This is a genomic window from Sediminibacterium sp. FW305-C-269 (genome assembly GCF_058231045.1).
The window spans coordinates 193,080-219,666 of the sequence record NZ_JBIQXQ010000001.1; the positions used below are offsets into that span (position 1 = coordinate 193,080).

The 26,587-nt window shown below is 48.7% G+C and carries 19 protein-coding genes; 9 read left to right on the top strand and 10 right to left on the bottom strand.

Translation table 11 applies throughout. The annotated features are described in order from the left end of the window. Position 1 precedes the first annotated feature (1 nt). From ACH3Y6_RS00825 to ACH3Y6_RS00840, 4 genes are all read right to left on the bottom strand, one after another. On the bottom strand, positions 2 to 556 hold the full coding sequence (locus tag ACH3Y6_RS00825; RefSeq protein ID WP_490834582.1) for a GNAT family N-acetyltransferase: 555 nt from the start codon (positions 554 to 556) through the stop codon (positions 2 to 4). 5 nt (positions 557 to 561) lie between these two features. After that, positions 562 to 1,473, bottom strand: coding sequence for a gliding motility-associated ABC transporter ATP-binding subunit GldA (gene gldA / locus ACH3Y6_RS00830; RefSeq protein ID WP_490833665.1), 912 nt, complete (start codon positions 1,471 to 1,473; stop codon positions 562 to 564). 214 nt (positions 1,474 to 1,687) lie between these two features. Further along, positions 1,688 to 1,933, bottom strand: a complete 246-nt coding sequence (locus ACH3Y6_RS00835) for a DUF6814 family protein (protein ID WP_490833666.1) — start codon at positions 1,931 to 1,933, stop codon at positions 1,688 to 1,690. A gap of 37 nt (positions 1,934 to 1,970) precedes the next feature. Further along, positions 1,971 to 3,509, bottom strand: a complete 1,539-nt coding sequence (locus ACH3Y6_RS00840) for an MFS transporter (RefSeq protein WP_490833667.1) — start codon at positions 3,507 to 3,509, stop codon at positions 1,971 to 1,973. Positions 3,510 to 3,687: 178 nt separating this feature from the next. Here ACH3Y6_RS00840 and acs point away from each other — a divergent pair, with 178 nt between their 5' ends. After that, complete coding sequence (gene acs / locus ACH3Y6_RS00845) at positions 3,688 to 5,625, top strand: acetate--CoA ligase (RefSeq protein ID WP_490833668.1); 1,938 nt, start codon at positions 3,688 to 3,690, stop codon at positions 5,623 to 5,625. 427 nt (positions 5,626 to 6,052) lie between these two features. Here the strand turns inward: acs and ACH3Y6_RS00850 are convergent, their stop codons facing one another. The 3 genes from ACH3Y6_RS00850 to ACH3Y6_RS00860 all read right to left on the bottom strand — a co-directional run bounded on the left by ACH3Y6_RS00850 (position 6,053) and on the right by ACH3Y6_RS00860 (position 10,880). Then, a complete protein-coding gene (locus tag ACH3Y6_RS00850) occupies positions 6,053 to 7,084 on the bottom strand; it encodes an FUSC family protein (protein WP_490833669.1) in 1,032 nt (343 codons plus the stop codon). A 479-nt stretch (positions 7,085 to 7,563) separates the two neighbouring features. Further along, a complete protein-coding gene (locus tag ACH3Y6_RS00855; protein ID WP_490833670.1) occupies positions 7,564 to 8,664 on the bottom strand; it encodes a cytochrome-c peroxidase in 1,101 nt (366 codons plus the stop codon). Positions 8,665 to 8,678: 14 nt separating this feature from the next. Beyond that, positions 8,679 to 10,880: a TonB-dependent receptor family protein gene (locus tag ACH3Y6_RS00860; protein ID WP_490833671.1), complete on the bottom strand. Its 2,202-nt coding sequence runs from the start codon at positions 10,878 to 10,880 to the stop codon at positions 8,679 to 8,681. 205 nt (positions 10,881 to 11,085) lie between these two features. Between ACH3Y6_RS00860 and ACH3Y6_RS00865 the strand changes: the two genes are divergently transcribed. Next, positions 11,086 to 11,349: a hypothetical protein gene (locus ACH3Y6_RS00865; RefSeq protein WP_490833672.1), complete on the top strand. Its 264-nt coding sequence runs from the start codon at positions 11,086 to 11,088 to the stop codon at positions 11,347 to 11,349. Positions 11,350 to 11,390: 41 nt separating this feature from the next. On the opposite strand, the gene ACH3Y6_RS00870 is transcribed toward ACH3Y6_RS00865, so the two are convergent. The 3 genes from ACH3Y6_RS00870 to ACH3Y6_RS00880 all read right to left on the bottom strand — a co-directional run bounded on the left by ACH3Y6_RS00870 (position 11,391) and on the right by ACH3Y6_RS00880 (position 16,935). Further along, positions 11,391 to 12,650, bottom strand: a complete 1,260-nt coding sequence (locus ACH3Y6_RS00870) for a DUF1501 domain-containing protein (protein ID WP_490833673.1) — start codon at positions 12,648 to 12,650, stop codon at positions 11,391 to 11,393. 66 nt (positions 12,651 to 12,716) lie between these two features. Then, positions 12,717 to 14,705 carry a DUF1800 domain-containing protein gene (locus tag ACH3Y6_RS00875; protein WP_490833674.1) on the bottom strand — a complete coding sequence of 663 codons (1,989 nt, stop codon included), beginning with the start codon at positions 14,703 to 14,705 and terminating at the stop codon, positions 12,717 to 12,719. Positions 14,706 to 14,883: 178 nt separating this feature from the next. Beyond that, positions 14,884 to 16,935 (bottom strand): OPT family oligopeptide transporter, encoded by a 2,052-nt coding sequence (locus ACH3Y6_RS00880; protein WP_490833675.1) that lies wholly within the window; start codon positions 16,933 to 16,935, stop codon positions 14,884 to 14,886. Between the two features lie 256 nt (positions 16,936 to 17,191). On the opposite strand from ACH3Y6_RS00880, the gene ACH3Y6_RS00885 reads away from it, so the two are divergent. The 7 genes from ACH3Y6_RS00885 to rodA all read left to right on the top strand — a co-directional run bounded on the left by ACH3Y6_RS00885 (position 17,192) and on the right by rodA (position 26,505). Then, the gene (locus ACH3Y6_RS00885) at positions 17,192 to 18,637 is read left to right on the top strand and encodes a POT-type proton-dependent oligopeptide transporter (RefSeq protein WP_490833676.1); all 1,446 of its coding nucleotides are present in this window, start codon (positions 17,192 to 17,194) and stop codon (positions 18,635 to 18,637) included. Positions 18,638 to 18,803: 166 nt separating this feature from the next. Beyond that, on the top strand, positions 18,804 to 20,084 hold the full coding sequence (gene purD, locus ACH3Y6_RS00890) for a phosphoribosylamine--glycine ligase (protein ID WP_490833677.1): 1,281 nt from the start codon (positions 18,804 to 18,806) through the stop codon (positions 20,082 to 20,084). 237 nt (positions 20,085 to 20,321) lie between these two features. Further along, a complete protein-coding gene (locus tag ACH3Y6_RS00895; protein ID WP_161816967.1) occupies positions 20,322 to 21,347 on the top strand; it encodes a rod shape-determining protein in 1,026 nt (341 codons plus the stop codon). Positions 21,348 to 21,518: 171 nt separating this feature from the next. Continuing rightward, entirely contained in the window at positions 21,519 to 22,370 is an 852-nt protein-coding gene (gene mreC, locus ACH3Y6_RS00900; RefSeq protein WP_490833678.1) for a rod shape-determining protein MreC, read from the top strand. Continuing rightward, positions 22,367 to 22,897 (top strand): rod shape-determining protein MreD, encoded by a 531-nt coding sequence (locus tag ACH3Y6_RS00905; RefSeq protein WP_490833679.1) that lies wholly within the window; start codon positions 22,367 to 22,369, stop codon positions 22,895 to 22,897. Before mreC ends, ACH3Y6_RS00905 begins: the two co-directional genes overlap by 4 nt. 138 nt (positions 22,898 to 23,035) lie before the next feature. After that, positions 23,036 to 25,165: a penicillin-binding protein 2 gene (gene mrdA / locus ACH3Y6_RS00910; protein ID WP_490833680.1), complete on the top strand. Its 2,130-nt coding sequence runs from the start codon at positions 23,036 to 23,038 to the stop codon at positions 25,163 to 25,165. Beyond that, a complete protein-coding gene (gene rodA, locus ACH3Y6_RS00915; protein ID WP_490833681.1) occupies positions 25,165 to 26,505 on the top strand; it encodes a rod shape-determining protein RodA in 1,341 nt (446 codons plus the stop codon). Before mrdA ends, rodA begins: the two co-directional genes overlap by 1 nt. The last annotated feature ends 82 nt before the right edge of the window (positions 26,506 to 26,587 follow it).

Sequence of the window (26,587 nt, forward strand, 5' to 3'; positions counted from 1 at the left end):
TTTATAATTTGGGTTTGTCTGTGCGTTTCGGTGACGCAATGTACGTATTTACCTGCTTTTGTTTTTTGAAATCATTCCACGAACCACGGGTTTTACGTAGAAATAGTTCATTGTAACCCTTGCTGACATAGTCTTTCAGAATGCCCACCTGCTCATAACCCAGTCTAAGGTAGAGCTCGCGGGCCCGGTGATTAAAGGAACTCACGCAGATAAAGGCGTTGGGACTGATCGCGAAGATCACTTCTTCCGCAAAGCGGATCGCTGCTTCACCGATACCCTGTCCACGGGCCGCTTCGGAAATAACGATCGTTTGTATGTATCCGGTAAAACTGCCTTTCAGTTTCAGCATCACAAAACCCAGGCGCTCCCCATCCCGGCTGAACAAAAAGACCTCACTCAGGGGATCGGACAACAGTTCAACAGAATCTTCGTAACTACGCTGCAACGTGATCCAGGGCTCATTGGCAGCCATCAGCCTTGCGCACCATTCCAGATCGGCAGGTTGGCTGGTTCGCTGTACCGTAACAAGGGGTTCTATGCCGGGCAGATGATCCATCAGATTCAAACACGGGTAGTTAAGGTTCGGAATACCTGCTCCAGACTTTGCCCCTCTGTTTGCAGGGAAACGATATTCAGGTTATTCTCCACCGCCAGTGTGAGTAATTGCTTTCGCACTGCATCGGGGTCGGTGGTCTCCAGTTGCCAGTTTCCGGACACCGGCTCTGACACACGGATAACTTTTGGGAGTTGTTGCAGCAGCATCTGTGATACCGGTTCACTGAACTGTACCGATACAATATGTTTATCGCCCCCACCCTTCTGCAGGTTGGCCAGGCGGTCATCTGCCACAATATTTCCCTTGTTGATGATGATCACCCGGTCGCAGATGGCTTCCACTTCCTGGAGGATATGCGAGGAGAAAAGAACGGTCTTGTCCTGCCCCTGCTGTTTGATCACATTCCTGATCTCGATGATCTGGTTCGGATCCAGTCCGCTGGTGGGCTCATCCAGGATCAATACCTCTGGTGTATGTATGAGTGCGGCTGCCAGGCCAACGCGCTGTTTGTAACCTTTGGACAACTGCCCAATCTTTTTCCGGGATTCTACCGTGAGACCGGTGAGTCCGATCACGTTTTCTATGGCGGCTTTACTGTCTTTGAGCTGGTGGATCCCCGCCACAAATGCCAGGTATTCGCGCACATACATATCAGGGTACAATGGATTGGCTTCCGGCAGATACCCGATCTTTTTTTTCACTGCTATGGGTTGGGTAGCTACATCCAATCCGCAAACCCTGGCTGTACCGGCATCGGCCTGCAGGTAACCGGTGATCATTTTTAGGGTGGTGCTTTTACCGGCGCCATTGGGACCGAGAAAACCCACGATCTCACCTTTGTTCACAGTGAACGAAACGCCATTCACCGCTTTCTGTTCGCCATACTGTTTCAGTAACTGTGTAACTTCTATCGACATGCCCGACGGGTTTCGGCCAAAATTAATTGAATAGGACGACAAAGGGGGTTAACGGATTGATAAGAAACCGGGATGCCGGTTTTATTGCTGTCACATCTGATTGATGGTAAGCTTCGTGAGTGGTGAGTAGGGAGTAGGAAGTGTGTTAGCAATAGCCCCCTTTCTCTATTCACCATTGCCCATTCACGACTCACGACTGACAACTACCTGCCCCTTAATCGATCAGTTCCTCCGACCGTTCCGGAAGATGATCGTACTCGCCCTTCAGTGCATACCAGCCAAAGATCACCATACCAATGGCGATGGGGATGAAGATGACCACGAACACACCCCATTGTATCCGGGTATCCATCACCGGTTTTTTGGCGATCTCGGAAGCAGCGGTCTTAACCAGATAATATACGGCCACTGGCCCCAGCAACAGCCAGATGATACCGGCCAATCTTTTCAGTTGATTCATACAAAACAGTTTAAGACGTCTTCATTTAGAAAATAGGTTAATCATTGGGCACTTCTATCGGCGGATCGATGCGGTTGTTAATGTACAAGGTACCTATCACCAGACATACCGCCGCTATGATAATGGGATACATCAATCCCACCAATGCATCATTTGTATAGATGGTGGTCAGCAGTGTGGCGATGAAAGGCGTTAATCCGCCAAATACGCCGTTACCGATATGGTAGGGCAATGACATCGATGTATACCGGATCTTGGTAGGGAACAATTCCACCAGGAAAGCCGCAATGGGTCCATACACCATCGTTACGTACAGGATCATGATGAACACCAGTAATACCATTTGCCAGTACCCGCCCGTACCCAGGGTTTTGGAGATCTTCACTTCGGGCTTCAGCGTCTGTTTACCGGCAGCGGCATATACAGTGTCTTTGGTGTTTTGTGTAAGTACCATGCCATCCTCATAATAAGACAGTCGGGTCACGGTGCGTAACGTATCAGAAGTTCCGGCAAGTGGCAAACGGGTGGTCTTGATCTGTTTCAGATCGGCAAGCTCCGTTTTACCGGCAGGATCAGACAGCACCAGCAACTGCCTGAACAGTGGTTTATAGGTAATAATGGCCAGGAACATACCACCCAGCATGATCCATTTACGGCCTACTTTGTCGCTCCAGCTTCCGAACACCACAAAAAAAGGCGTGGCAAAGAGGATGGCCCAGATGAGGATGGTGCGCGACTGGTCAAAATCGATCTTACAGACATTTTCAATAAAAGACTGCGCATAAAACTGTCCGGTATACCAAACCACGCCCTGCCCCATGGCAGCACCGAATAAAGCCAGCAACACCATTTTCAGATTGGACTTATGTCCGAAGCTTTCCTTCAGTGGATTGACCGAACGGGTGCCGGAAGTTTTCAGCTGCTCGAACAGCGGCGACTCCTTCATTTTTAAACGGATATAGATGGAAACCCCCACCAGTATGATGGAAACCAGAAAAGGAATACGCCAGCCCCAGTCGTTGAACTTGGCAATGGACCTGGCCTGGTCAATATCCAGGCTGTGGCGGGTTAACAGTATTACCCCGAGTGATACGAATAGACCCAATGTGGCCGTGGTCTGTATCCACGAAGTGAAATAACCGCGTCTATCATGGGGAGCATGTTCTGCCACATAAGTGGCCGCACCGCCATATTCGCCGCCAAGTGCCAGTCCCTGCAACAAACGCAGGACCAGTACCAGTATGGGAGCAGCAAACCCAATGGTCTCGTAAGAGGGTATCAGGCCGATGGCAAAGGTTGAACCACCCATGATCACCAGTGTAAGCAGGAAAGTATGTTTACGACCGATCAGATCGCCCAGGCGACCAAATACCAATGCTCCGAAGGGACGCACAATAAAACCCGCCGCAAAAGTGGCCAGTGTAGATAACAGGGCCGCTGTGGGATTGGTCTTGGGGAAGAACTGGTTGGCCAGCACCGTAGCCAGGCTTCCAAATATGTAAAAATCATACCATTCGATCAAAGTGCCCAGCGAAGAAGCGCCGATCACTTTCCAGATGCCGTTGTTTTTTCTCATATAGCAGATAAATCGTTTCAACTTACGCTATTCAACCGATTTATCCAAGAAATGGGGCAGGCGTGAATCGTGAGGCGTGAATGGTGAGCGGTGAGTGAGCAATCACTTTTTACTTTTGACTTTTTACTTTTCACTTTTAACTTCCCGTATCTTTAATACCCCAAAATCATCCGATCGTATGTCATACCCCTATCAGATTAAATCCTTTGAAGAGTACAAAGAAGTCTACCAAAAAAGTATCGAAGACCCCTCCACTTTCTGGGCATCCATTGCCGAACATTTTACCTGGCGCAAAAAATGGGACACTGTGCTGGAGTGGAATTTCAAAGAACCCAAAGTAGAATGGTTCAAAGGCGGCAAACTCAATATCACAGAGAACTGCCTGGACCGGCATATCGCCACAAAAGGTAACCAGCCCGCGTTGATCTGGGAACCCAATGCCCCCGATGAACAGCACCGGACCCTTTCGTATAAAAAGCTGTTGGAAAAAGTTTGCCAGTTTGCATATGTGCTGAAGAACAACGGCGTCAAGAAAGGCGACCGTGTCTGCATTTACATGGGCATGATACCCGAACTGGCTATTGCCGTATTGGCCTGTGCGCGTATTGGCGCCATTCACAGCGTGGTGTTCGGCGGGTTCTCTGCACAAAGCATTGCCGACAGGTTATATGATGCGCAGGCAGAATTCATTGTTACCTGCGATGGCGCTTTCCGTGGCGCCAAAGACATTCCCTTAAAAAGCGTGATCGATGATGCGCTGATTGGTAACCGTACTGTAAAACGCGTGATCGTTTGTACCCGTACCCGCACACCCGTATCCATGATCAAGGGCAGGGACGTATGGTGGGAAGAAGAAATGAAACATGTGGAAGAGCAGGGTCTCACCTTTATTGAAGCAGAAGAAATGGATGCGGAAGATCCGCTGTTCATCTTATACACATCCGGTTCTACCGGTAAACCCAAAGGTGTGGTGCATACCTGCGGCGGTTATATGATCTGGGCCAATTACACGTTTGTAAACGTATTTCAATACAAAAATGAACAACTCCATTTCTGCACGGCAGATATCGGATGGATCACCGGCCACACCTACATTATTTACGGTCCATTGAGCGCCGCTGCCACCACCCTGATGTTCGAGGGCGTACCCACCTTCCCAGATGCCGGTCGTTTCTGGTGCATTGTTGAGAAATTCAAAGTCAATATTTTATATACCGCACCCACAGCTATCCGCAGCCTGATGGGCTTTGGCACCGGTCCTTTATATGGCAAAGATCTTTCCTCACTGAAAGTACTTGGCACGGTAGGCGAACCCATCAATGAGGAAGCCTGGCATTGGTATGATGAGAACGTGGGTAAAGGCAAGTGCCCGATTGTTGACACCTGGTGGCAAACCGAAACCGGCGCCTGTCTCATCAGTAACCTGGCCGGAATCACACCCGCTGTTCCCAGCTGGGCAACCTTACCTATGCCCGGATTACAGATGGTACTGGTGGATGAGAACGGGAAGGAAGTGGTGGCAGAAGGCGATGAGATCGTTTCAGGAAACCTCTGCATCAAAGCGCCCTGGCCCGGTATCCTGCGCACCACGTACGGCGATCATGAAAGATGCCGCACCAATTATTTTGCCACTTATGAGAACATGTATTTCACCGGCGACGGTGCCATGCGCGATAAGAACGGGTTCTACCGCATCACTGGCCGCGTAGACGATGTATTGAATGTGAGCGGTCACCGTATCGGTACCGCAGAAGTGGAGAACGCGATCAATATGCACGCCGGCGTGGTGGAAAGCGCCGTAGTGGGTTACCCGCACGATGTGAAAGGACAGGGTATTTACGCTTACGTGATTTACCAGGGCTCACACGGGCAGGATACACACGGCACCGCAGAAATGATCCGGAAAGACATTACCCAGACCGTAACCCGTATCATCGGCCCCATTGCCAAACCTGATAAGATCCAGTTTGTCAGCGGTCTGCCTAAAACAAGAAGCGGTAAGATCATGCGTCGTATCCTCCGTAAAGTAGCCGAAGGCGAAACCCAGAACCTGGGAGATACCTCTACCCTGCTGGATCCGGCAGTGGTGGATGAGATCAAACACGGGAAGCTGTAGGGGCAATGAGAGAATGAGAGAATGAGTGGATGAGTGGATGAGTGGATGAGTGAATGGGAAAGGAAAACTCATTCACGTTAAACTTTATAGCGATACGAGATACGGAACATCTAAGTAGATGTTTAATAGGATAACGCATTAACTGTGAATGATCAGTCAATCACTGTACTGCTTGTTGCAAACTGATTTCGTACTGGTACAAATAAGGGTATCCTACTTCAGTGGAGAACTTATAGCTAAGTTATAGTTAAGTTATAGCGAACTTATAGCTAAGTTATAGCGTAGACTATCCAACTGCTATCCGGGTACTATCCGATGGTGGCCCGGTTCCTATCCTGCTGCCATCCTGGCCATACCCAATGGGTAAGCAGTCTGTACCCGTCCCTCACTTACTACCACATAACCGCTTCTGCAGCAGCACCTGGGGTTATCTGCGCAGTACCGCTATCCTTGCTTTACGAAGTTCTCTTGTGGCCCTTAAATGCAGTTCACGGTGATACAATATCCATCCGCCTGCTGCGCCGATCAGGCTCCCCAGTACAATATCGGTGAACCTGGCAGAGATCAATACGGCCGGGTTGGCTGTCATGGCTTTTCCTGCTTCGGCCAGCAGTAAGGTGAGCGGGGTGATAAAGATCACCGCAAGGCCATAATGCCTTACGACCAGCATCTCCACAATAAATTGCAGCAACAGGATACTCAGGCAAACCGCCAATGTACCCGGATGAAAAGAGAGGATCAGCCAGGCAAAACCCAGCCCGATAAATGTTCCCAATATCCTTTGGAGGCTTCTCTGAAAAACGTGGCGCTGATCAGCGCCCTGCATAACGGCGATACAGGAAATAGGGATCCAGTAAGGATTGTCCAGTTTCAACAGGTAAGCTATCAGCAGGGAAGATCCCATTACCAGGCCGATCACAGAAGAAGTGACGACCCCGGCAAAAGGTTGCTGTCTTACTGCATGAGAAGCCCCCACCTGTTTCGGAGGATATTTCCTGATGGCCAGTAATGTATACAACAAAGCCAGTACACAGGCCAGTAAAGCGCCCAGGCCTACCATGGCTGTTTTAAAAACAATCGTTTCGGGTTGATAGGGCATACAGCTTGCCATGGACAGCAGCATAATGAAAAAGAAATTACCCGGAGGCCTTCTGTAAAAACGACGGATGATCCAGTGCACCGCAAAGGAAAGAACGCCCAGCATAAAAGAGGATAACCAGGGATTGAAACTGAATGCCAGTCCCACCGAAAACGCAACCATAAAACCCAGCGAGCACAATACCATGGTACGCATCCTGGCAGCAACATGGGTAGACGGGATATACAGGATCACCAGGCCACCCGTACAGGCCAGCAGGGCATCGTTCAGCCGGCCAAAGAACAGGCCCACCAATAAGGGTAAACCCACACAAAGACCTGCCAGCAAGGGGATATGCCAGAGCCGCTCTGTTTTTTTCAACTCGAGCAATGAGCGTAACTCGCGGCGGATGATATAACGGGTGCGTCTGTTCAGCGAATCAAAAATACGATACTAAACATACACGTATCAGGATATTAAAATCAGCCCGATAGCCGGGAGCTTTTGTTGCTCCCGTCCGCCAGGCTACGTTCTGTTACCGAGCTGCTTTCTGTTGATCCTTTTTTCAGGGACGGAAACTATATAGGAATAGGTCTATACAACAGGCTTTTAGCGGAATACTATGCATTATTTTGTCTGTCATCACCTACGCTTGGCACCGAACAAAGATCCGGCATAGCGAGGTATACACAGGGGCTGATTAGAAATTTTTCATCGAACACCCTGAATTGGCGGTTTGGGTTTTTCCATCAACAGGAAATCTGCCTTGCCCAATGGCGCCACAGGTTACAATACATTGTCTGGCAGTAATCAATTATTCTCTTCATTGCCCAACGAACGGTATGGGGATCCAAAAAAAATTATTGATGATACCCGTCTGTCAGTGTTTTCAGGAAGGCAACGATCGCTTTTTCTTCCTGCGCGGTGAGTTTCAGGTTACCCATTTCCCTGTGGTTCACGGTTGCAGTTATCTCCGGTACCGGAAAATTTTCCACATCCCGCCTGTTATAAAAATGAACCACTTCTTCCAGTGTAGTAAAAAAACCATTGTGAAAATAGGGCGCTGACACTTCCACATTCCGTAGCGAGGGCACTTTGAACTGCCCGTTATGTCTGTTCTGCCCTGTTGTTTTACCCAGGCCCAAATCGCTAAACGAAGGTCCATCGGGGTTATACAACGAAGGAATGGTATAAAACGGGTTGGCAGGATTTCTGGGCACCCCGATATTATCATACGTAAAATCAGTGAATACTATTTTACCACTCATTGCATCCGGCTCCGCAATATGGCAGGCGGCACAATTGCCTCGAGCCGTATCCATAAATAACTGCATGCCCAGTTTTTCCTCTGCGGTGAAGGAAGCCTGTCCTTTCAGGTAACCATCAAATTTTGAACTGAAGGGATTCATTTCTGCTGATTGTTCAAATATTGCAAGGGCGTCGGTCATGCTATTAAGGAGGGTATTTGCATCCTCCCGGTAGCCATACGTTTTTTGTAAAAGCGGGAACCAGGCTGCTTTTTTTACTTTTTCAATCAGCGAAGCAGCATCGGCATTGTTCATCTCCAGCGGATTAAAGAAAGGAAGCCTGGCCTGTTCCTGCAAACTATTCGCCCTCCCATCGAGAAAAAAACCACCGCTGTAAGAAGCATCTGAAATATCCATTTCCAGGGGGAAGGAAAACATACTATACCCGATGGATGGCGCATTGCGTGCAGTAAACAATCCATGCCTTGCCCCCTCAGATACCACCCTGTGCAGTGGGTCGCTGAAACCCGTTTCGGGACTATGGCAGCTGGCGCAGGATTGCCCGGCCGGATAAGAAAGCCCTTTATCAAAAAAGATCATTTTACCCAGCACCGCTTTATCTGAGGGACTTATGCTGATTTCGTTGATCTCTTTGCCACAGGAAACCAGTATGGCCACAGTGGCCGCAATAGCCAGCGTTATAATCGCCTGCATTTTCTGCATCACATTTACATTTTAATACTGAAACCAATATAATAGCTTCTGCCAACTGCGGGAATGATGCCCGGGCCGGGGTATTCATCGGTCCTGCGGGTAAAATAGGATCTATCCGTCAGGTTGTTGACCCCCGCTTTGATCCATATCTGGTTCAGCTTAAAAGTACCGCTGATGTCCAGTACATTATAAGAAGGAATATAGCCCGCCACGGGATCGCTGCTGCTGTATGCGTTGCTTGCATCGCCAAATGCATCGCCCGTGTGGCTCCACTGGATCGTACCTGAAATCCTGGGTGAGCTGAGAATGAGACCGGCCCTGTTAATGAGTTTTGCAGCCGCTTCCACTCTTTTACCTTTGAACTCACCACTGGTATACTGCGCATCGATCCATGCAAAAGAATTGAACACACTGATACCATATTTGGAGACGGGCCTGAAATATTTGAGCAGGTTCCATTCGGCATAGGCTTCTACCCCTTTGTGCACACTATTTGCAATATTCGTACGCAGGGTATATACAGCACCTGTAACAGCATCTGTTTTTTCCACTAAACCGATCCGGTTATTATAGGCCATATAAAACAGGCTGAGATCAAAATTGAAATAATTGCGGATCGTACCCCTGTAACCGAGGTCTGCATTATAGCCCGAAGCATCTTTCAGTGAAGGATCAATTTTGGATGTTACGCCAAAAGGTTCAAGCTGGCTGTAATCAATGGGCCTGTATGCCTGGCTGATATTAGCATACAGATTGGTATTGCCCTTACCCGTACGCCATTCCATTCCCAGTCCGAACAGGGGAATATACCTGTTCCGGTTCTGGTTGGCAACCATTTTATCGGGACCGTCGGTTTTATACCCTCTGGCTTTGCTGTTCAGGTATTCGAACCGGAATCCGGGTGTAATGCTGAAGCGATCAGAGAGTTTAAAAAGATTTTCTACAAAAGGGGCAATATTGGTGGTCTTAAAATCAAAATCATAACCCCAGTTGCCGGTGATTGAAAGGTCAAAATCGCTATTCGTTGTTCCTTCCCCTCCGCCCAGTCTTTTGAACCACGCATAACTGTAACGAAGTCCGCCCGATAAAACCGATGCGTTTCCATATAACCGGTAGGTATGCGCTATACGCAACTCGGCAGTAATATTGTGCATTCGCTCAATGCCTACTTCCCGCGGCACATAGGCATTGGTGGTCGGATCGATCTCATCTTTTGCCTCCGGCCCACCATCTTCATTACGCCATACTAAGGAACGGTTAGAAAATAAATAAGTGGCTTTCAGGCTGATACTGGTTCTTTCCGTAGGATTGAACTGTACATGGGCCGCAACGATATTCCAGGGAGATTTCAGCCAGTTACGGTTGCGCGTGGAGATACGCGGACTGGCAGCAAAAAGGCTATCGGTTAACCCACCGGGCATCTGTATCCTGTTACGCAAAAGCGAATATTCCAGGCCTGCTTTTAGCTTGCCGGAAAAACGATACTGTAGTTTACCAAAACCCGATAACTGCCATTGCTGGCTGCTGGGCCTATAGCCATCAAGGTTACGGTACTGTACAATGCCGTAATAAGAAAAACGGCCTTGCGTACCCCCTACCGACTGGAAGGTATTAAAAAGTCCGAAACTTCCCTGTGTAATGGAAGTCAGTGATTCAAACGGTTTATCAGTGGGTGCATCTTTGGTTACATAATTCACCAATCCTCCAAACTGGGAGCCAAACTGCAGTGATGCTGCACCTCTTACCATCTCGATCCGGTTCACCCCTTCCATGGGTGGCAGGTAATAAGCCTCATTATAGCCATAGGAGTCGCCACTGATATTATAGCCATTCTGGCGGGTATTCATTTCAATACTCTGAATGGGATTGAGACCACGCGTGGCAATGCCATTGGCAGTAAAACCACTGCTTTCGGTCTCCACAATGTTCAGTCCGGGTATACGGCCCAGTATCTGGCGGGTATTATTGATGGCTTTATTGGCATCAAGACTATCGGTGATGATCACTTCATTTTTTTTGCCGGCATAAATCACCCCTTCCTTTGTTTCGGCAAAATGGCCCACACCATTTACGGTTCGGTAACCGGTTACCGTTACCTTATCGAGTATATGAACCGTATCCATTCTGTTTCTTCCCCGTAAGGATTGCGCAGCCAAAAAAGAACAGGGTAAAGTGGAAAAGGAAAAAAGGATACAGCAGGAGGCTCTCAAACGCATATGCGGAATTTATGTGCAAAACTGTCCGCAGAATTCAGAATCGTTTGTTGAAATCGGGAATAATCAACATCGAGATCGGGAAAATCAGGGTAACCAACTACTACTTTCTAAAATAGATGAGCGGGTTTATGTAAAAATTTTATGGGCTAGAATATTTTCATTCCCATACACGGGCCTGCCTTAACAGAAATTTCCTCTGCGATATATGCACAAAACGGCTGTGACCTGTCCGTTACAACCTAACTATAATACCCCCACATTCATCATAGCAGGTTTGGTGTTCATCCTACTGGCTGGTACCTATTTATTGTTTCCAAAGCAGGAAAAATCCGAATTCTTTTATCTGATCCTGATGACGATTGTTATGGGTGGTGCAGGTGATCAACTCATAAAAATATTTTTCGGGAAAATGAGTTCTAAAGAAGCTAAAACGCCTCACCTTAATCATACAAAAAAGACAGGACTTTGAAGGATCAGGCAACCTGCTTGTTTTCGCAGTCTTCTGTTCATCTACCCCTTCATCAACCCAAACCCTTTTCCCTCCCAGCCCGGAAACAGTTTACTGTCATCATGTATCTTCAGATGCCCATTCGCCACCGAACTGAATACGGAACGGAAATCCGTACTCACCGGCAGATCCCTGCCATCTTCCAGTTCTTCTTTGGCCAAAGACTTCATGTTGTTGTATACTTTTCCGCCCTGTACATCATTGCCCAATACAAACAGGCAGCTGGCCCTTCCATGATCGGTGCCTCCGGTTCCGTTCTGGTGTGCGGTGCGGCCGAACTCGGTCATGGTCATCACGGTAACATCGTCCTGATAAGCCTCCATATCTTTCCAGAAAGCGGCGATGCTATCGCTGAAATCTTTCAGGTTACGTGCCAGTGCACCATTCACTGTACCCTGCCCAAAATGGGTATCCCATCCGCCACTCTCTGCAAAAGCCACTTCCATACCCACATCCATCTTGATCAGTATGGCGATCTGCTTCAGTGAATTGCCAAGCGGTGAATTAGGATATACTACGCCATTGGCAGGCTGATAGTTTTTACTATTGTTCACATTCAGCATCCTGATCGCATCAAAACTTTCTTTGCCCGTTCTGTTCAGGATCTGGCTGGAAGTCTGATCGTACAACTGCTCGAAAGACTGGGATGCCAGGCTGGTAGCCAGCGGATTGCCCCGCATTTGAATGGCAAACTCCTGCAGGTTATTGATAGCAAGCGATTCCTGATCGCCATACAGGCTTCTTGGCAGCGAGCTGGTAAGACTTACGGCACGGAAAGGCGTGCCTTCATGCCCCAGCAAACCCACGGCACGGTTTAACCAGCCGCTGCTGGTGCTTTTACTGAATGGGGTGCCGCTTTCCATATAGTCCTGCGCATCAAAATGGCTGCGGGTATTGTTCGGACTTCCCACACCATGTACAATGGCCATACGGCCCTCCGTAAAAAAAGGCTGGAAAGCTGCCAACGAAGGGTGCAGGGCAAAACGGCCATCAAGGTCGAACATCCTGCCTTCGGTTTCTGCCGGACTCATATATAAAGTGGGGCGCAATGTTTTCAGGTGTGCATCTGCATAAGGGCTTACTGCCATCAATCCGTCCATGGCGCCACGTTGAAAAATACAGACCAGGATCTTATTCTTTTTATACGGCAACAGGATCTTACCGCTATCGGCAGCCCTGGCTATAAAAGCGGGCACACCACCGAAACCTGCCGCAAACAGCGCCATGGCGCCTGATTTCATAAATGCTCTGCGATTGACCATACGATTCTTTTGTACGTCCTGACGCTTTTGCGAAAGGTTTTCTCGCAAAGGCGCAAAGGCCGCGGGTTATTTTCTTTGGAATTCGGGGGAACCGATGATGATACCGGTCACCTGCGATACCGTGTTGGTGTTGCCTGCCACATACACAGTGGTCACCGGCAGGTTCTTTTTACCCAGTGCTTTCTTTTCATTGTTTCTTTCTGCGCGAGTCTTTTTACCAGGTTGCACATCCATCATCTCTTTCTGCACCATGGCGCCGTCGGCAGCCTTAACTGTATTCTTATCGGCGGCTTCACTGATCTTCTGTTCCAGGTTGGTATCGCGCACCATGGCTGTGAGGCGGCGGATATTATCATCCTGGTCGCGTTCAGGCAGTAAGATCTTACTGTAGGTAATCAGTGCCGCTTCTGCACTTTCCGGTTCATGGTTATCATTCAGTGCGGCCAGGTTCAGTTTAACGCCGGGAATCTTTCCGGTAGCGAATGCCAGTCCAAAATTCATCCGGTTCAGCAATGAGCCCGTGTTGATCCAGTAGCTGGCCCTGTCGGGAAATCCTGTTGGCGCCTGGTAATAATAAAAACGTTGTCCCATCCGTGTGCACCAGTTAAAGATCTGGAAGGGTTGCTGCACATCCGCATGGGTGGCGCGTATGGCACTGATCGCAAATTCAAAGGGCGACTTCACTTTTTCGCGCAGCGCTTTTTTATCCCAGAACTCTTTGCTGTTCACCATGGTGATCAGTACGGTGCGGATATTGCCATTGCTTTTCAGGAATGCGTCCGCCATTCTGTTCACCAGGGCAGCAGAAGGGGTATCACTCACAAAACGGGTAGCCAGTTTGGTGCTGATGAATTTGGCTGTGGATGGATGCGTAGCGAGCATCTGCAACACTTCTTTCCCTTCCGCATACCCGCCATTGGCCGGAAAGCTGTGTCCCAGGATGGTTTTGGCACGCTCATCATGTTTATCTGCCCGGAACATAAAATCACCTTCCGTTACAAAACCTCTTTGTGCCAGTACGGTTGGATTGGCTGCCTGCATCAGGCGCATTCCTGGTCCATCCTTATACATCGGCCTGAGACCCCAGCCGGTCAAAGCCCTTGCTACAGCGGTCACATCCTTTTGTGTATACCCGCCATCCACACCCAATGTATGCAGCTCCATGATCTCGCGGGCATAGTTTTCATTCAGTCCCTGCGTTTTCCGTGCAGCAAGGGTTTGCTGCAGCATTTTGGTACCGGGTTTTGTGGTATCCTCTGCTACCTGCTGTAACCTTTGTTTGGCCAGCCTGGCCATTGCATTCTTTTCCTGCCTGCGGACCAGTTCATTATCCATGCTTACGCTGGAAGCATTATCGAGGTATTCAAGCATGGCTGGATGTTTGGCTGTTGCTTCAAGCAGGGTGCTGAAATTGCCCAGCACATTCGGCCGGATGGCATCTCGCTCATACGTGAGCACATACTGCTGGCACTGTCCCTTGGTCAATGATACATTGAAATGATTGAACCAGAAATCAGTGAGCAGTTCCTGCAACTGGTTCTGCCCGTATGCCGCCCGTATCAGTTTCTGGTTCACCAGCTGGCGATGTAGTTCCTGCGGCAGTTTATACCCCTGCGCATCCATCAGCTTTTTTAACTGTTCGCGGTATTCCGGTTTATCGAGGTTCCTGACAGAATCTTTGTTCAGCAAATTATTTTTAGCCGCCACACGGATGATCTGTCCTGCATTCAGGTAACGGTTCACGATGTCCTCATTGTTCATCGTCAACGCCTCATAATTGGCGGAAGGAAGCCGGCGGCTCACTTCCTCATCCGGCAGTTTACCATCCAGTTGCTGCAGCAGCCAGTTATCCAATCCCATATCCACGACTTCTTTCACCTGTCCGGGTCTGATGCCAAAAGTGAAACGGTTCAAGAGGTGTGCCGCTGCCTGCTCCTGCGTAAGCCCCATTTTTTTATACGGCATATTCAGCCTGGGATCTGCGGTATCCTGATGGCCCTGAACAAAGGCAGACAGCACCGTCATACCAGCCCCTACCAGGAATATTTGATACATGCGCCGGAAATGCATAGCGTAAATTTTATGTATGACCCAATGGGTACAAAGAGGTTTAACCGTTCGCATTACGTGTAATGAAAAACCCGCTGTAAAACACAGCGGGTTGTGAATATGATTCCGGCACTTGTGCCTTTGTCTGCAACATCTCCCACACCAAGGCACAAAGGCCGGTTTATCAGGCTGTTTTTTTACTGGCCACACGGTAGAGGATCAACCCCATGGTAGCAAAGAACAGGGCTCCCAATATGAAGTAACCACCCTGCGAAAGATTATGAACAATACTTTCTTCCATACTGACGGCTTTCAGGAACTTTTCACCGCTGTCTGAGCCGGCCAGGAAAGCGATCACCACACCGGCTACAGCACCGCCTGCTACAAGTCCTGTGGCGAACAGGTTACCCTTACCCAGCTCTTCCTCTTCTGCATTCAGTTGTAGGTTCTCTTTCTTTTGTTTGGCTTCTACAATACCGCGGATGGCACCACCGATGAAGATAGGCAATGTGGTAGCCAGCGGCAGGTAAACCCCGATGGCGAAGCTGAGCGATTTGATACCGCATAACTCCATAGTGACGGCCAGGAAAATTCCCACCACCACATATTGCCAATCGAGGTTCTGCGACAGGATACCTTTGATCAGCGTAGCCATCAGTGTGGCCTGTGGTGCAGGATATTTATCAGAACCGATGGCATGCTGCACACCCTGCTGTACCATTTCGGTAGTGGGCCTGTCGAGGAATTTTACGGTAAGACCGATCACAATTGAAGAAACAATAGCACCCACGAACAAAGCGATCTGCTGGTTACGTGGTGTGGCACCTACAATGAAACCGCTCTTCAGGTCCTGTGAAGTAGCACCGGCATTGGCAGCCGCAATACAGATCATACCGCCTACCACCAGTACCAGGGGTTCAAAAGCTTTCCCTGTCCAGCCCACGCTCAAGAAGATCAGGCTGGTACCCATTACTGTGGCAATGGTCATACCGCTGATGGGGTTATTGGAAGAGCCGATCAGGCCCACAATGCGGGATGATACGGTCACAAACAAAGCACCAAACAGGATCACGAGTACACCGATCAATAATTTCTGGATAAAACTATCGCCCGGAACCTGCGGCAATACAGCGATAAGCACAATCAATGCCAGGCTTCCGACACCCACCACTTTCAGGCTCAGGTCTTTTTCGGTACGCAGAACGCTGGCAGCACCCGGCTGGTTATTGGCTTTCAGGGACGCCACACTTCCTTTGATGGATTTGACAATGGTAGGAATGGTCTTCAGCAAAGTGATCACGCCACCTGCGGTTACCGCACCGGCACCTACCTGGCGGATATAGGCATAATAGATGGCAGCTGAATAATCAGAAAAACTATGTGTTACAGGATCCCATCCGCCTTTACCACCGGGTTTGGTGATATCGGCCAGGTAACCCAGTTTAGCCAGCTGCATTGCAATAACCTCACCGGGCACCAGTGTTGACAGCAATGGGATAAAGACCATCCAGCTCAACACACTACCCGCCACCAGTACACCGGCGATCTTGGGACCGATAATATAGCCCACACCCATATATTCCGGAGTGATCTCACCCGATACTTTGGCCGAAGGAAAAAATTTATTGATCTGCTTAGTGGTATAATACGGTGTTTCAGCGATCACGTGCAGTATCTTCTGCAGGATGGCATAGGCAAAAGCCACACCGAGCCCCCAGAAAGCTGTCTTGGCAAAATCGCCGCCTTTCTCCCCGGCTTTCAATACATCACCACAGGCTGTTCCTTCGGGATAAGGAAGATTCTCATGCTCGTTTACGATCAGTGCCTTGCGCAGGGGCACCATCAGTAAAGTACCCAGCAAACCACCCACGATCGCGAGGATCAGGATGGTGAGGTAATTAAAATATTCGGCACTGGTGGGTGAAGAAAGGAACAGGAAACCGGGTAAAGTGAACGCCACACCCGCAGCAATACTTTCACCTGCAGAACCGGTGGTCTGGATGATATTGTTCTCAAGTATGGTTGTCTTCAGGAATTTTCTTCCCAACGTGATCGCGATCACCGCAATCGGAATGGAGGCGGAAACCGTTAATCCGGCTTTGAGCGCCAGGTATACAGTAGCTGCTCCAAAAATGACCCCGAACAAACTACCCACCAGGATGGATTTCACAGTAAGTTCCTTCATATTCGTTTCGGGAGCAACAAATGGTTTGAAGGATTTTTTTTCTTCAGACATAATAGCAGTTTTAGTTAGCGTAAGGTGTTGGAAAGGGAGGCAAGGTAGTTAAATTGGTTAAAGAGGTTAAAAGGGTTAAAATAGTTAAAGGAGTTACAAAGAGAGTACAGAATTGCCCATCGGGTTACTATCATAGATCCTTCACCCCCAAAGACCAGTGTAACCTCTTTAACTATTTTAACCAAGTTTAACCAGTTTAACCCCTTAACCAAGTTTAACCAGTTTCCAATATCTTTAAAAATCCAAAATACAACTTATGAGTGAATTACAAAGCGGCGTGCAGAAAACCGGGATGCCCAGATCCGTTCCTTATATCATTGGTAACGAGGCGGCAGAAAGATTCAGTTTTTATGGCATCCGCTCTATCATGAGCACTTTCCTGGTGGCGCAGTTTTTTAATCCCACCATGAATCCCATGTTACAGGGTGTGGCAGAAGCCAGGTCTAACGAAATGGTGCACCTGTTTGTAACACTTGCCTATTTTATGCCTTTGGTAGGTGGCATCATGGCCGACTGGTTCTTTGGCAAGTATAAGGTGATCCTGTATGTATCCATCATCTATGCCATCGGTAACCTGTTACTGGCATTGAGTACGCATAACCTGACTTTCTTTACCATCGGACTGGTGGTCATTGCCGCAGCGGCAGGTGGTATCAAATCATGTGTGTCGGCGAATGTTGGCGACCAGTTCGATAAATCCAACGAACACCTGCTGTCTAAAATGTACGGCTGGTTCTATTTCACCATCAATACAGGTTCCATCGTTTCCACACTGGTGATCCCCATCATTTACAATAAATACGGCCCGGAACTGGCATTTGGTATTCCGGGTGTACTGATGTGCCTGGCCACCCTTATTTTCTGGATGGGCAGAAAGAAATATGTGCGGGTAAAACCATCGGGCATTAAAAAGGAGAATTTCATGGTGATCAGCTTTTATGCCATCATCCAGTTGTTCAGGAAGAAGAACGGGCAGGATTTCTGGGAGGGCTTACGTGCTGTGCGCGGTTTTTCGGCCAAATCCATCGACGGGGTGCAAGCCGTGTACCGCATCCTCATGGTCTTTGCCTTTACACCCATATTCTGGGCGCTTTGGGACCAGAACCTGGCCGAATGGGTATTACAGGCCAAGAAGCTGGACCTGAACCTGTTTGGTTATACCCTGTTCCCCGAACAGATCCAGACCTTCAACCCGATCTTCCTGGTGAGCATGATCCCCGTAATGACCTATGGTGTATTCCCTTTATTGGAAAAAATTGGATTAAAAGTGACCCCACTGCGTAAGATCGGGGCCGGCCTCCTGCTTACCGCCCTCACTTTTGTGATCATAGCCCTGATCCAGGAAAGCATTGACCATGGCGGAAGCCCGAGTGTGTGGTGGCAGATCCTTGCCTACCTGCTGCTGGCCATTGCCGAGATACTGGTGTCGGTCACCTGCCTGGAATATGCCTATACGCATTCACCCAAGTCCATGAAGAGTACCATGAGCGCTTTGTACCTGCTGGGCATTTCAGTGGGTAATCTTTTCACCAGCCTGGTGAACAACAGCATTGCTAACAATGGCTTTTTTGCCCAGTTCACCGGAGCCCGTTATTACTGGCTCTTTATCGGTATCATCACCGCTTTCTTTGTGCTCTACCTGTTCGTGGCCAAACGCCTGCCGGAGAAAAGCTATGTAGGCGTGGCGGAAATAGAAGATTAGCATCGTGAGTAGTGAGTGGTCAGTGGGGAGTGGCGAGAGGGCAAAATGCCTGCACTCCCTACTGACCACTCACCACTCACGATTCACGACTCACGATTCACGCTCCCTCACAAAAAATACCAAAATTGCCCACTCCGTGCTACTTTCGCTTGGCAATTGAACCCTCATGAATATACTACTACTCGGCTCCGGCGGTCGTGAAAATGCACTGGCCTGGAAAATGGTGAAAAGTCACCACTGTGATAACCTTTTTATTGCCCCCGGAAATGCCGGCACCGCTGAATACGGAACCAACCTGAACCTTTCGGTAACGGATTTCCCCGCCATCAAACAGACCTGTATCGGGCAAAAGATTAATATGCTGGTGGTAGGGCCCGAAGAGCCGCTGGTAAAGGGCATCTACGATTTTTTTCAGAACGATCCGCAGCTGCAGCACATCATCGTGGTGGGTCCATCGGCAGAAGCGGCGCAGCTGGAAGGCAGTAAGGCTTTCAGCAAAAAATTCATGCAGCGCCACCAGATCCCCACTGCGGGATACGCAGAATTCACCGCCGATAATTTTGAAGAAGGAAAAAAACATATTGCACAACACAGTTTACCTGTTGTGTTGAAAGCTGATGGACTGGCCGCAGGAAAAGGAGTGGTCATTGCCTCCTCTCACGAAGAAGCTTTGCAGGTATTTGAAGAAATGATCCTGCACAAACAGTTCGGAGAAGCCAGCAGCAAAGTGGTGATCGAAGAATTTTTGAAGGGTATTGAAGTGAGTGTGTTCGCTTTGACAGACGGAGAAGTATACCAGATCATTGGTCATGCAAAGGATTACAAACGCATCGGCGAAGGTGATACCGGCCTGAATACAGGCGGCATGGGCTGCGTTAGCCCGGTGCCGTTCATGGACGATACCTTCATGCGGAAAGTAGAGGAACGCATCATCAAACCCACTATTGATGGGCTTTCTAAGGAAAATTTACAATATCATGGATTCGTATTTTTTGGATTGATGAATGTAGACGGTGAACCCTATGTGATCGAATACAACTGCCGTATGGGCGATCCGGAAACGGAAGTGGTGATGCCTTTGTTGCAAACAGATATCGTAGGATTATTCGCCGCAATGGATAATGGCACGTTAGTTGATGCTAACATCGCATTCTATCCGCAACACTGCGCAACCGTGATGGCTGTGAGTGGCGGATACCCGGGCGATTACAAAAAGGATTTGCCGATCATGGGCCTGAACCATGCACAGGCAGACGATTCCATTGTTTTTCATGCGGGAACCAAACTGGTGAATGGGGAGGTATATACTAATGGAGGAAGGGTTTTGACCGTAACTTCTTACGGAAACAGCATTCCGGAAGCTGTGGCCAAATCAAAGAAGTTACTGGAGCAGATCTCTTTCGAAGGAATGTATTACCGGAAGGATATCGGCTATGAATTTGCGTGAATCCTTTTGTGAATTGACAATGGTGAATGGTGAATGATCATGGAGGAAAATTCGGTTTATTCGGATTTCCTGCATGGAGTTGTGATAACAGGTTTTCTCCAGCCAATTGCCCATTCACAATTCACCATTCACGATTTTACCAAAACCCCCGAAAATTCAGTATTTTGGCTTTGAGAATCCACTATTTTCAGTCACCTTTGCAAGCATTGGTCAACACATTCGAACTTTTTATATACAATGGGATTGTTTAACTTTTTCACACAGGAAATTGCCATGGATCTGGGTACAGCCAACACCCTGATCATTCACAACGATGAAGTGGTAGTAAATGAGCCTTCGATCATTGCGCTGAACCGCAATAACATGAAGGAAGTGCTGGCCGTGGGTAAGAAAGCATTGATGATGCACGAAAAGACCCATGAGAGCATCCGTACCGTGCGTCCGCTGAAAGACGGGGTAATTGCCGACTTTAACGCCGCCGAGTTGATGATCAGGGAGTTGATCAAGATGATCTACCCTAAAAAACCCCTGTTTCCACCCAGCTGGCGTATGGTGATCTGTATCCCATCCTCCATCACAGAAGTAGAGAAACGTGCCGTTCGTGATAGCGCCGAGCAGGCAGGTGCCAAGGAAGTATACATGATCCACGAGCCGATGGCAGCCGCCCTGGGTATCGGGATCGACGTAGAAGAACCTGTAGGTAATATGATCATTGATATTGGGGGTGGTACCACCGGTATTACCGTGATCGCCCTGGCGGGCATCGTGTGCGACCAGAGTATCCGTATCGCCGGTGACGAGTTCACTGCCGACATCATGGAAGCCCTGCGCCGCTACCACAGCCTGCTGATCGGTGAGCGTACCGCAGAGCAGATCAAGATCAATGTGGGTGCCGCCATGAAAGACCTGGACAATCCGCCGGATGACCTGCCGGTAAATGGCCGCGACCTGGTTACGGGTATCCCCAAACAGATCATGGTCAGTTACCAGGAAATAGCCGAAGCGCTGGACAAGAGCATTTTCAAAATAGAAGAAGCCATTCTGAAAGCCCTGGAAACCACTCCACCCGAGCTGGCAGCCGATATCTACCGCCGTGGTCTATACCTCACCGGTGGTGGCGCGTTGTTACGCGGTCTGGACAAAAGGCTCAGCGCCAAAATCAAACTTCCCGTACATGTTGCCGACGATCCATTGAAAAGCGTTGTGCGCGGTACCGGATTGGCACTGAAGAACTACCAGCGTTTTCCATTTATTATGAGATAATCTAGTTTGCTGGATACTGGATACTAGATACTGGATACTAGATACTGGATACTAGATACTGGATACTAGATACCGGATATCGGGTTACAGTGATCATTTACTGGATGAAACAAGAAGTACCCAGCATCCAGTATCCAGTATCCAGAGCCCAGCATCCAGAACCCCACATTCGTGAAAAATATTTTTCTCTTCATACGCCGCTACCTCACCTTTCTCAGCTTTCTGCTGTTACAGGTGGCTGCCATTGTGATGTTGAGCAATTCCAGTAAAACGCATCAGTCATTTTTTGCTTCCGCCGCCAATGAAGTGACAGGCAACATCAACAAACACTATAGCGGGTTCCGTGATTATTTTTCCCTGAAAGAGACCAATCGTTTACTGGCAGAGGAGAATGTGCGTTTGCGTAATATGCTGCAGTCGAATTTCTCTGTTCCGGATCAATCCAGGCAGGTATTTGTTGATACGCTGGTAAAAGATACCCTGGGACGTTCCCGCAAATTCACCTGGTTACCCGCCAAAGTAGTGGGTAACTCCTATACCCTGCAAAACAATTTCATCACGATAGAACGAGGCAGTAACCAGGGTGTGACCAAAGGAATGGCCGCTGTGGGCTCTTCAGGTATTGTGGGTGTGGTGGTGGAGACCAGTGCCAATTTCAGCAAGATCATGAGCCTGATACACCGCAACAGCAAAGTGAGCGCCATGCTGAAAAAGGACGAAAGTGCCGGCAGCATTGAATGGGACGGTACAGATCCGGGCTATCTTACCCTTCGTAATGTGACCAAAGGAGCCAAAGTGGCTAAGGGAGATACGGTGCTTACCAGCAATTACTCCGCCAATTTCCCTTCCAAACTGATGATCGGTACAGTAGCTGAGATCAGTTCAGAATCATCCAGCAATTTCTATAACCTGAAAATAAAAACAGCCACCAATTTCTTTAACCTGCAATATGTATACCTGGTAGCCAATGTACGATATGCAGAACAGGTTCAGTTAGAAAACAACACACCGAAAACACCATGAGCAGCCTGTTGAAAAATATCATCCGTTTTGTGGTATTCATCCTGTTCCAGGTGTATATCCTGAACCAGGTACCACCCCTGCATCAATACCTGGTACCTTACCTGTATTTCCTGTACATCCTCTGGCTGCCATTCAATATCAATCGTTTCTGGTTGCTGGTGATCAGTTTTGTTTTTGGACTCAGTCTTGATTATTTCACCGGAACCTATGGCCTGCATGCGGCACCCTGTGTGCTCATTGCCTATATACGCCCCTCCCTGCTGAACCTGCTGTTACCGCAGGAAACCATGGAACAGAGTTATGTAGAACCCGGTCATAAAAGCATGGGCTGGGCACCCTATGCACTGTATGCGGGTATCCTCAGTTTTGTACACCATTTTTACCTGGTACTGATCGAATGGCTGCAGTTTGGGAATTTTGTTTATTTCCTGGGAAAAGTTGCCGGCACCACCGCCATCAGCTTATTGATGATCATCCTGGCAGAACTGCTATTTAACCGGAACAGCCGTTACCGGGCTACGAATTAACAAAAGCCATATCCCCCGCAAACATTAACATCTATTGAATAACTTTTTTTACAAAGCTTGATACAAGCATACCCCCATTTCAGCAACTTTGTAACCAATAGTATTCAACCACTCATTTCACTTTCTTAGTCAACAGCTATGCCGGTATTCAATCAGAGCAGGGGGCGCATTGTACAGATCATCTTCGCGGTTGTATTCCTGGTCATCATTGGCCAGCTCATCAACCTGCAGCTGTTCTCCGTAAAATATAAGCTGGCTGCCGAGAACAATGCAATCCTTCGCAAAGTGGTATATCCCGACCGCGGTATCATTTTCGACCGCGAAGGCAGGGCCATCCTGGAAAATACCATCAGTTACGACCTGGTGGTCATCCCTTCTGAAACCAAAGGTCTTGACACAGCTTCACTCTGCGGCCTGCTCAACATTGATACGGCAGAATACAAGAAACGGATCCGGGACCTGATCTTCAAGAACGGTTATGTGAAACCCAGCATATTTGAACCGCTGCTCACCAACGAAATGTTTGCCCGGCTGAATGAGAACATCTACAAATTCCCCGGTTTCTCACTCACCGAACGTTCGGTACGCACTTATCCCTACAGTGCTGCCGGCAATGTACTCGGTTATATTCGCGAGGTAGATACGGCTTATCTCCGGATCCATAAAGACGAAGGCTACCAGATGGGCGACTATGCCGGTATGACGGGCCTGGAGCGCTACTACGAGAAAGTACTGATGGGGCAGAGAGGCGTGAAGAACTTTATCCGCGATAACAAAAGCCGGATACAGGGCCCTTATGAAAACGGCATTTATGATACTGCCGCCGTTGCCGGAAAGAATATCCATACCAGTCTGGATGTGGAACTGCAAAAGCTGGGTGAAAAACTCATGACCAACAAAGTAGGCAGTATCGTGGCCATCGATCCGCAAACAGGCGGTATCCTTTGCATGGTCAGTGCCCCTACCTACAACCCTAACTACCTTACCGGCAGCCAGAACAAACGGCACCTGGCCGATCTTTTACTGGATCCCCGCCTGCCACTGAACAACCGGGGACTGACCACCCGCTACGCGCCGGGCTCTACCTTTAAGACCGTGGTAGGCATTATCGGCCTGACAGAAGGTGTGGTTGACCTGAACACTTCGGTGGTTTGTCCCGGTTACTTTACCGGCTGCGGAACAGGTAAACCCAAGTGCCTGGACAAAGGGGTATTCCAGTTCACCGGTGCAGTGGCGCATAGTGACAACAGCTATTTCTCAACCGTATACAAACGGTTCCTGGAGCAGAACAAATTCCCAACGACCGATAGCGCCATTGCGGCATTTAATGTGTACGCCAATTCTTTTGGCCTGGGCCACAAACTGGGCGTGGATCTTCCTTTTGAAAAAAGCGGGCTGATCCCCACCGCTTCCAATTACTATAAAGAATTCGGACGCAAATTATTTCCCTGCAACCTGATCTCGAACGCCATCGGGCAGGGTAAGGTAGAAACCACACTGGTACAACTGGCTAACGTGATGGCGATCATTGCCAACAAGGGCTGGTACTACACGCCACACCTGGTGGATTCCATAGAAGGAGGCGATGACGAAGGCCTGCTGGATGAATTTAAAGTAAAGCGACATACAGATAACCGCATCCCTGAATCCGTATTCAATTCCGTACAGGATGGCATGCAGGCCGTGGTAGAATATGGTACCGCCGTACGATCCAAAATACCGGATATCATTATGTGCGGAAAGACCGGTACCGTGGAAAACTACGCAAAAGTGAACGGCGTCATGAAAAAACAGCCTGACCATTCTTTCTTTGGCGCTTTTGCACCACGTGACAATCCCCGGATCGCCATTGCGGTGATATGCGAGAACTCTGACCAGGGTGCACGTGTAGCGGCCCCTATCGCCAGTTTGATCGTAGAAAAATACCTGAGAGACTCTATCAAAGGCAAAGAACGCCAGGCCATGGTGGAAGAATATACCAACAGGGTATACCTGCCACCCGTAATGCGTATGGCCATTGCCAAACAGGATTCATTGCGCAAACTCAGGGAGAACCAACAATTGCTGGAACAGAAACTGAATAAAAAAGAAAGCGATGAAGGGACAGATGAAGAGAGTATCGGGGAAGAACCCACCGAACAAAACGCTACCCCCGCAGCACCGGTGAAAAAAAACCCGCAACCCAAACCCCTTCCCAAAAAGAAACCGGACACAACCCCGGCTGCTTTAACAAATGATGACAGAAAATATAAAAGAACTGCCAGGTAATGAATAACCGTAACAATACAATATCGCAGGGCGTTGACTGGACCATCATTTGGCTATACGCCATCCTGGTAAGCATCGGCATCCTTTGCATTTTCATGGTAGAGTACCGGATAGATTCAAACTGGTTACAGAGTTTCCTGGGTGGCAAGACCAACTACAGCAAGCAGCTGATCTTTGCGGGAGTTTGTGCCATAGTGGCCACATTTATACTGCTGACAGACAGTAAACTCTTCACTGCTTTTGCCAACCTGTTATACGCATTGGGCATATTGCTGATGCTGGCCACTTTTGTATTGGGCAAAAATATCAATGGCTCAAAAAGCTGGATCCCGATCGGCGGAGGTTTTAACCTGCAACCCGCGGAACTTTGTAAAATATTTACGGCACTGGCATTGGCCAAATTCATTTCACGCCAGGAAACCGATTTCAGCAAATTACGGTCGCAGCTGATCGCCGGACTAATAGCAGCTGCGCCTGCCCTGCTTTCCATTTTGCAACATGAACTGGGCCTGGCCCTCGTTTACTCCGCATTTCTGGTAGCAATGTACCGGGAAGGCCTGCCGGCACAGATCCTGATTGTAGGTTCTTCCTTTGCTGTATTGGTTGTTGCTACGCTGATTCTTGACCCGAATGTACTGGCTATCTCGCTCACAGTGATCGCCGCCCTGATTCTGCTGTTGCTGCGTAAACAAGCCAAAAAAAGCAAACGGCTGACGGTGCTGGTGCTGGGTATCTGGTTATTGTGCGTGGGCACACAAAGATTTGTGGTTCCCTATATTTTCAACAATGTGCTGGAGTGTTATCAGAGTACCCGTATCTACAGCATGGTCGGTAAGGAATACGATTGCAGCCAGAACAAAAAATCAGAAAGGAAAGCCGGCGAAAAAGCAGCCCGCAAACCGGATGATTACAATGTACGCCAGAGTAAAATAGCCATTGGCTCCGGCGGCTTAACGGGAAGAGGATTCTTAAAAGGTACCCAAACCCGAGGTAAATATGTGCCGGAGCAACATACCGACTTTATTTTCACCTCGCTGGGAGAAGCTTTTGGTTTTGTAGGATGTTTTGTGTTCCTGTGCATCTATCTGTTCCTGCTGTTCCGGATCGTGAAGATCGCCGAACGGCAACGAAGTACTTTTAGCCGGGTATATGCCTACAGCGTGGCAAGTATCCTGTTCTTCCACATCGCCGTGAATGTAAGTATGACCATCGGCCTGTTCCCCATCGTGGGTATTCCTTTGCCGCTGATCAGTTATGGAGGTTCCTCGCTGCTTACGTTCACGATACTGATTTTTGTCTTGTTAAGACTGGATGCAGACAGGCAGATGGTATTACGATAAGCAGAGAATTTATGAGCTTCCGCGACTGTATTGTAGCTGTGTAATTACCTTCGCATCTCTTTTCAAACCGTACTAATTACCC

Coding starts and splice junctions, on each gene's coding strand:
- ACH3Y6_RS00825 (WP_490834582.1), bottom strand. CDS start 556: ATGGATCATCTGCCCGGCATAGAACCCCTTGTTACGGTACAGCGAACC.
- gldA (WP_490833665.1), bottom strand. CDS start 1,473: ATGTCGATAGAAGTTACACAGTTACTGAAACAGTATGGCGAACAGAAA.
- ACH3Y6_RS00835 (WP_490833666.1), bottom strand. CDS start 1,933: ATGAATCAACTGAAAAGATTGGCCGGTATCATCTGGCTGTTGCTGGGG.
- ACH3Y6_RS00840 (WP_490833667.1), bottom strand. CDS start 3,509: ATGAGAAAAAACAACGGCATCTGGAAAGTGATCGGCGCTTCTTCGCTG.
- acs (WP_490833668.1), top strand. CDS start 3,688: ATGTCATACCCCTATCAGATTAAATCCTTTGAAGAGTACAAAGAAGTC.
- ACH3Y6_RS00855 (WP_490833670.1), bottom strand. CDS start 8,664: ATGCAGGCGATTATAACGCTGGCTATTGCGGCCACTGTGGCCATACTG.
- ACH3Y6_RS00860 (WP_490833671.1), bottom strand. CDS start 10,880: ATGCGTTTGAGAGCCTCCTGCTGTATCCTTTTTTCCTTTTCCACTTTA.
- ACH3Y6_RS00865 (WP_490833672.1), top strand. CDS start 11,086: ATGCACAAAACGGCTGTGACCTGTCCGTTACAACCTAACTATAATACC.
- ACH3Y6_RS00870 (WP_490833673.1), bottom strand. CDS start 12,650: ATGGTCAATCGCAGAGCATTTATGAAATCAGGCGCCATGGCGCTGTTT.
- ACH3Y6_RS00875 (WP_490833674.1), bottom strand. CDS start 14,705: ATGTATCAAATATTCCTGGTAGGGGCTGGTATGACGGTGCTGTCTGCC.
- ACH3Y6_RS00880 (WP_490833675.1), bottom strand. CDS start 16,935: ATGTCTGAAGAAAAAAAATCCTTCAAACCATTTGTTGCTCCCGAAACG.
- ACH3Y6_RS00885 (WP_490833676.1), top strand. CDS start 17,192: ATGAGTGAATTACAAAGCGGCGTGCAGAAAACCGGGATGCCCAGATCC.
- purD (WP_490833677.1), top strand. CDS start 18,804: ATGAATATACTACTACTCGGCTCCGGCGGTCGTGAAAATGCACTGGCC.
- ACH3Y6_RS00895 (WP_161816967.1), top strand. CDS start 20,322: ATGGGATTGTTTAACTTTTTCACACAGGAAATTGCCATGGATCTGGGT.
- ACH3Y6_RS00905 (WP_490833679.1), top strand. CDS start 22,367: ATGAGCAGCCTGTTGAAAAATATCATCCGTTTTGTGGTATTCATCCTG.
- mrdA (WP_490833680.1), top strand. CDS start 23,036: ATGCCGGTATTCAATCAGAGCAGGGGGCGCATTGTACAGATCATCTTC.
- rodA (WP_490833681.1), top strand. CDS start 25,165: ATGAATAACCGTAACAATACAATATCGCAGGGCGTTGACTGGACCATC.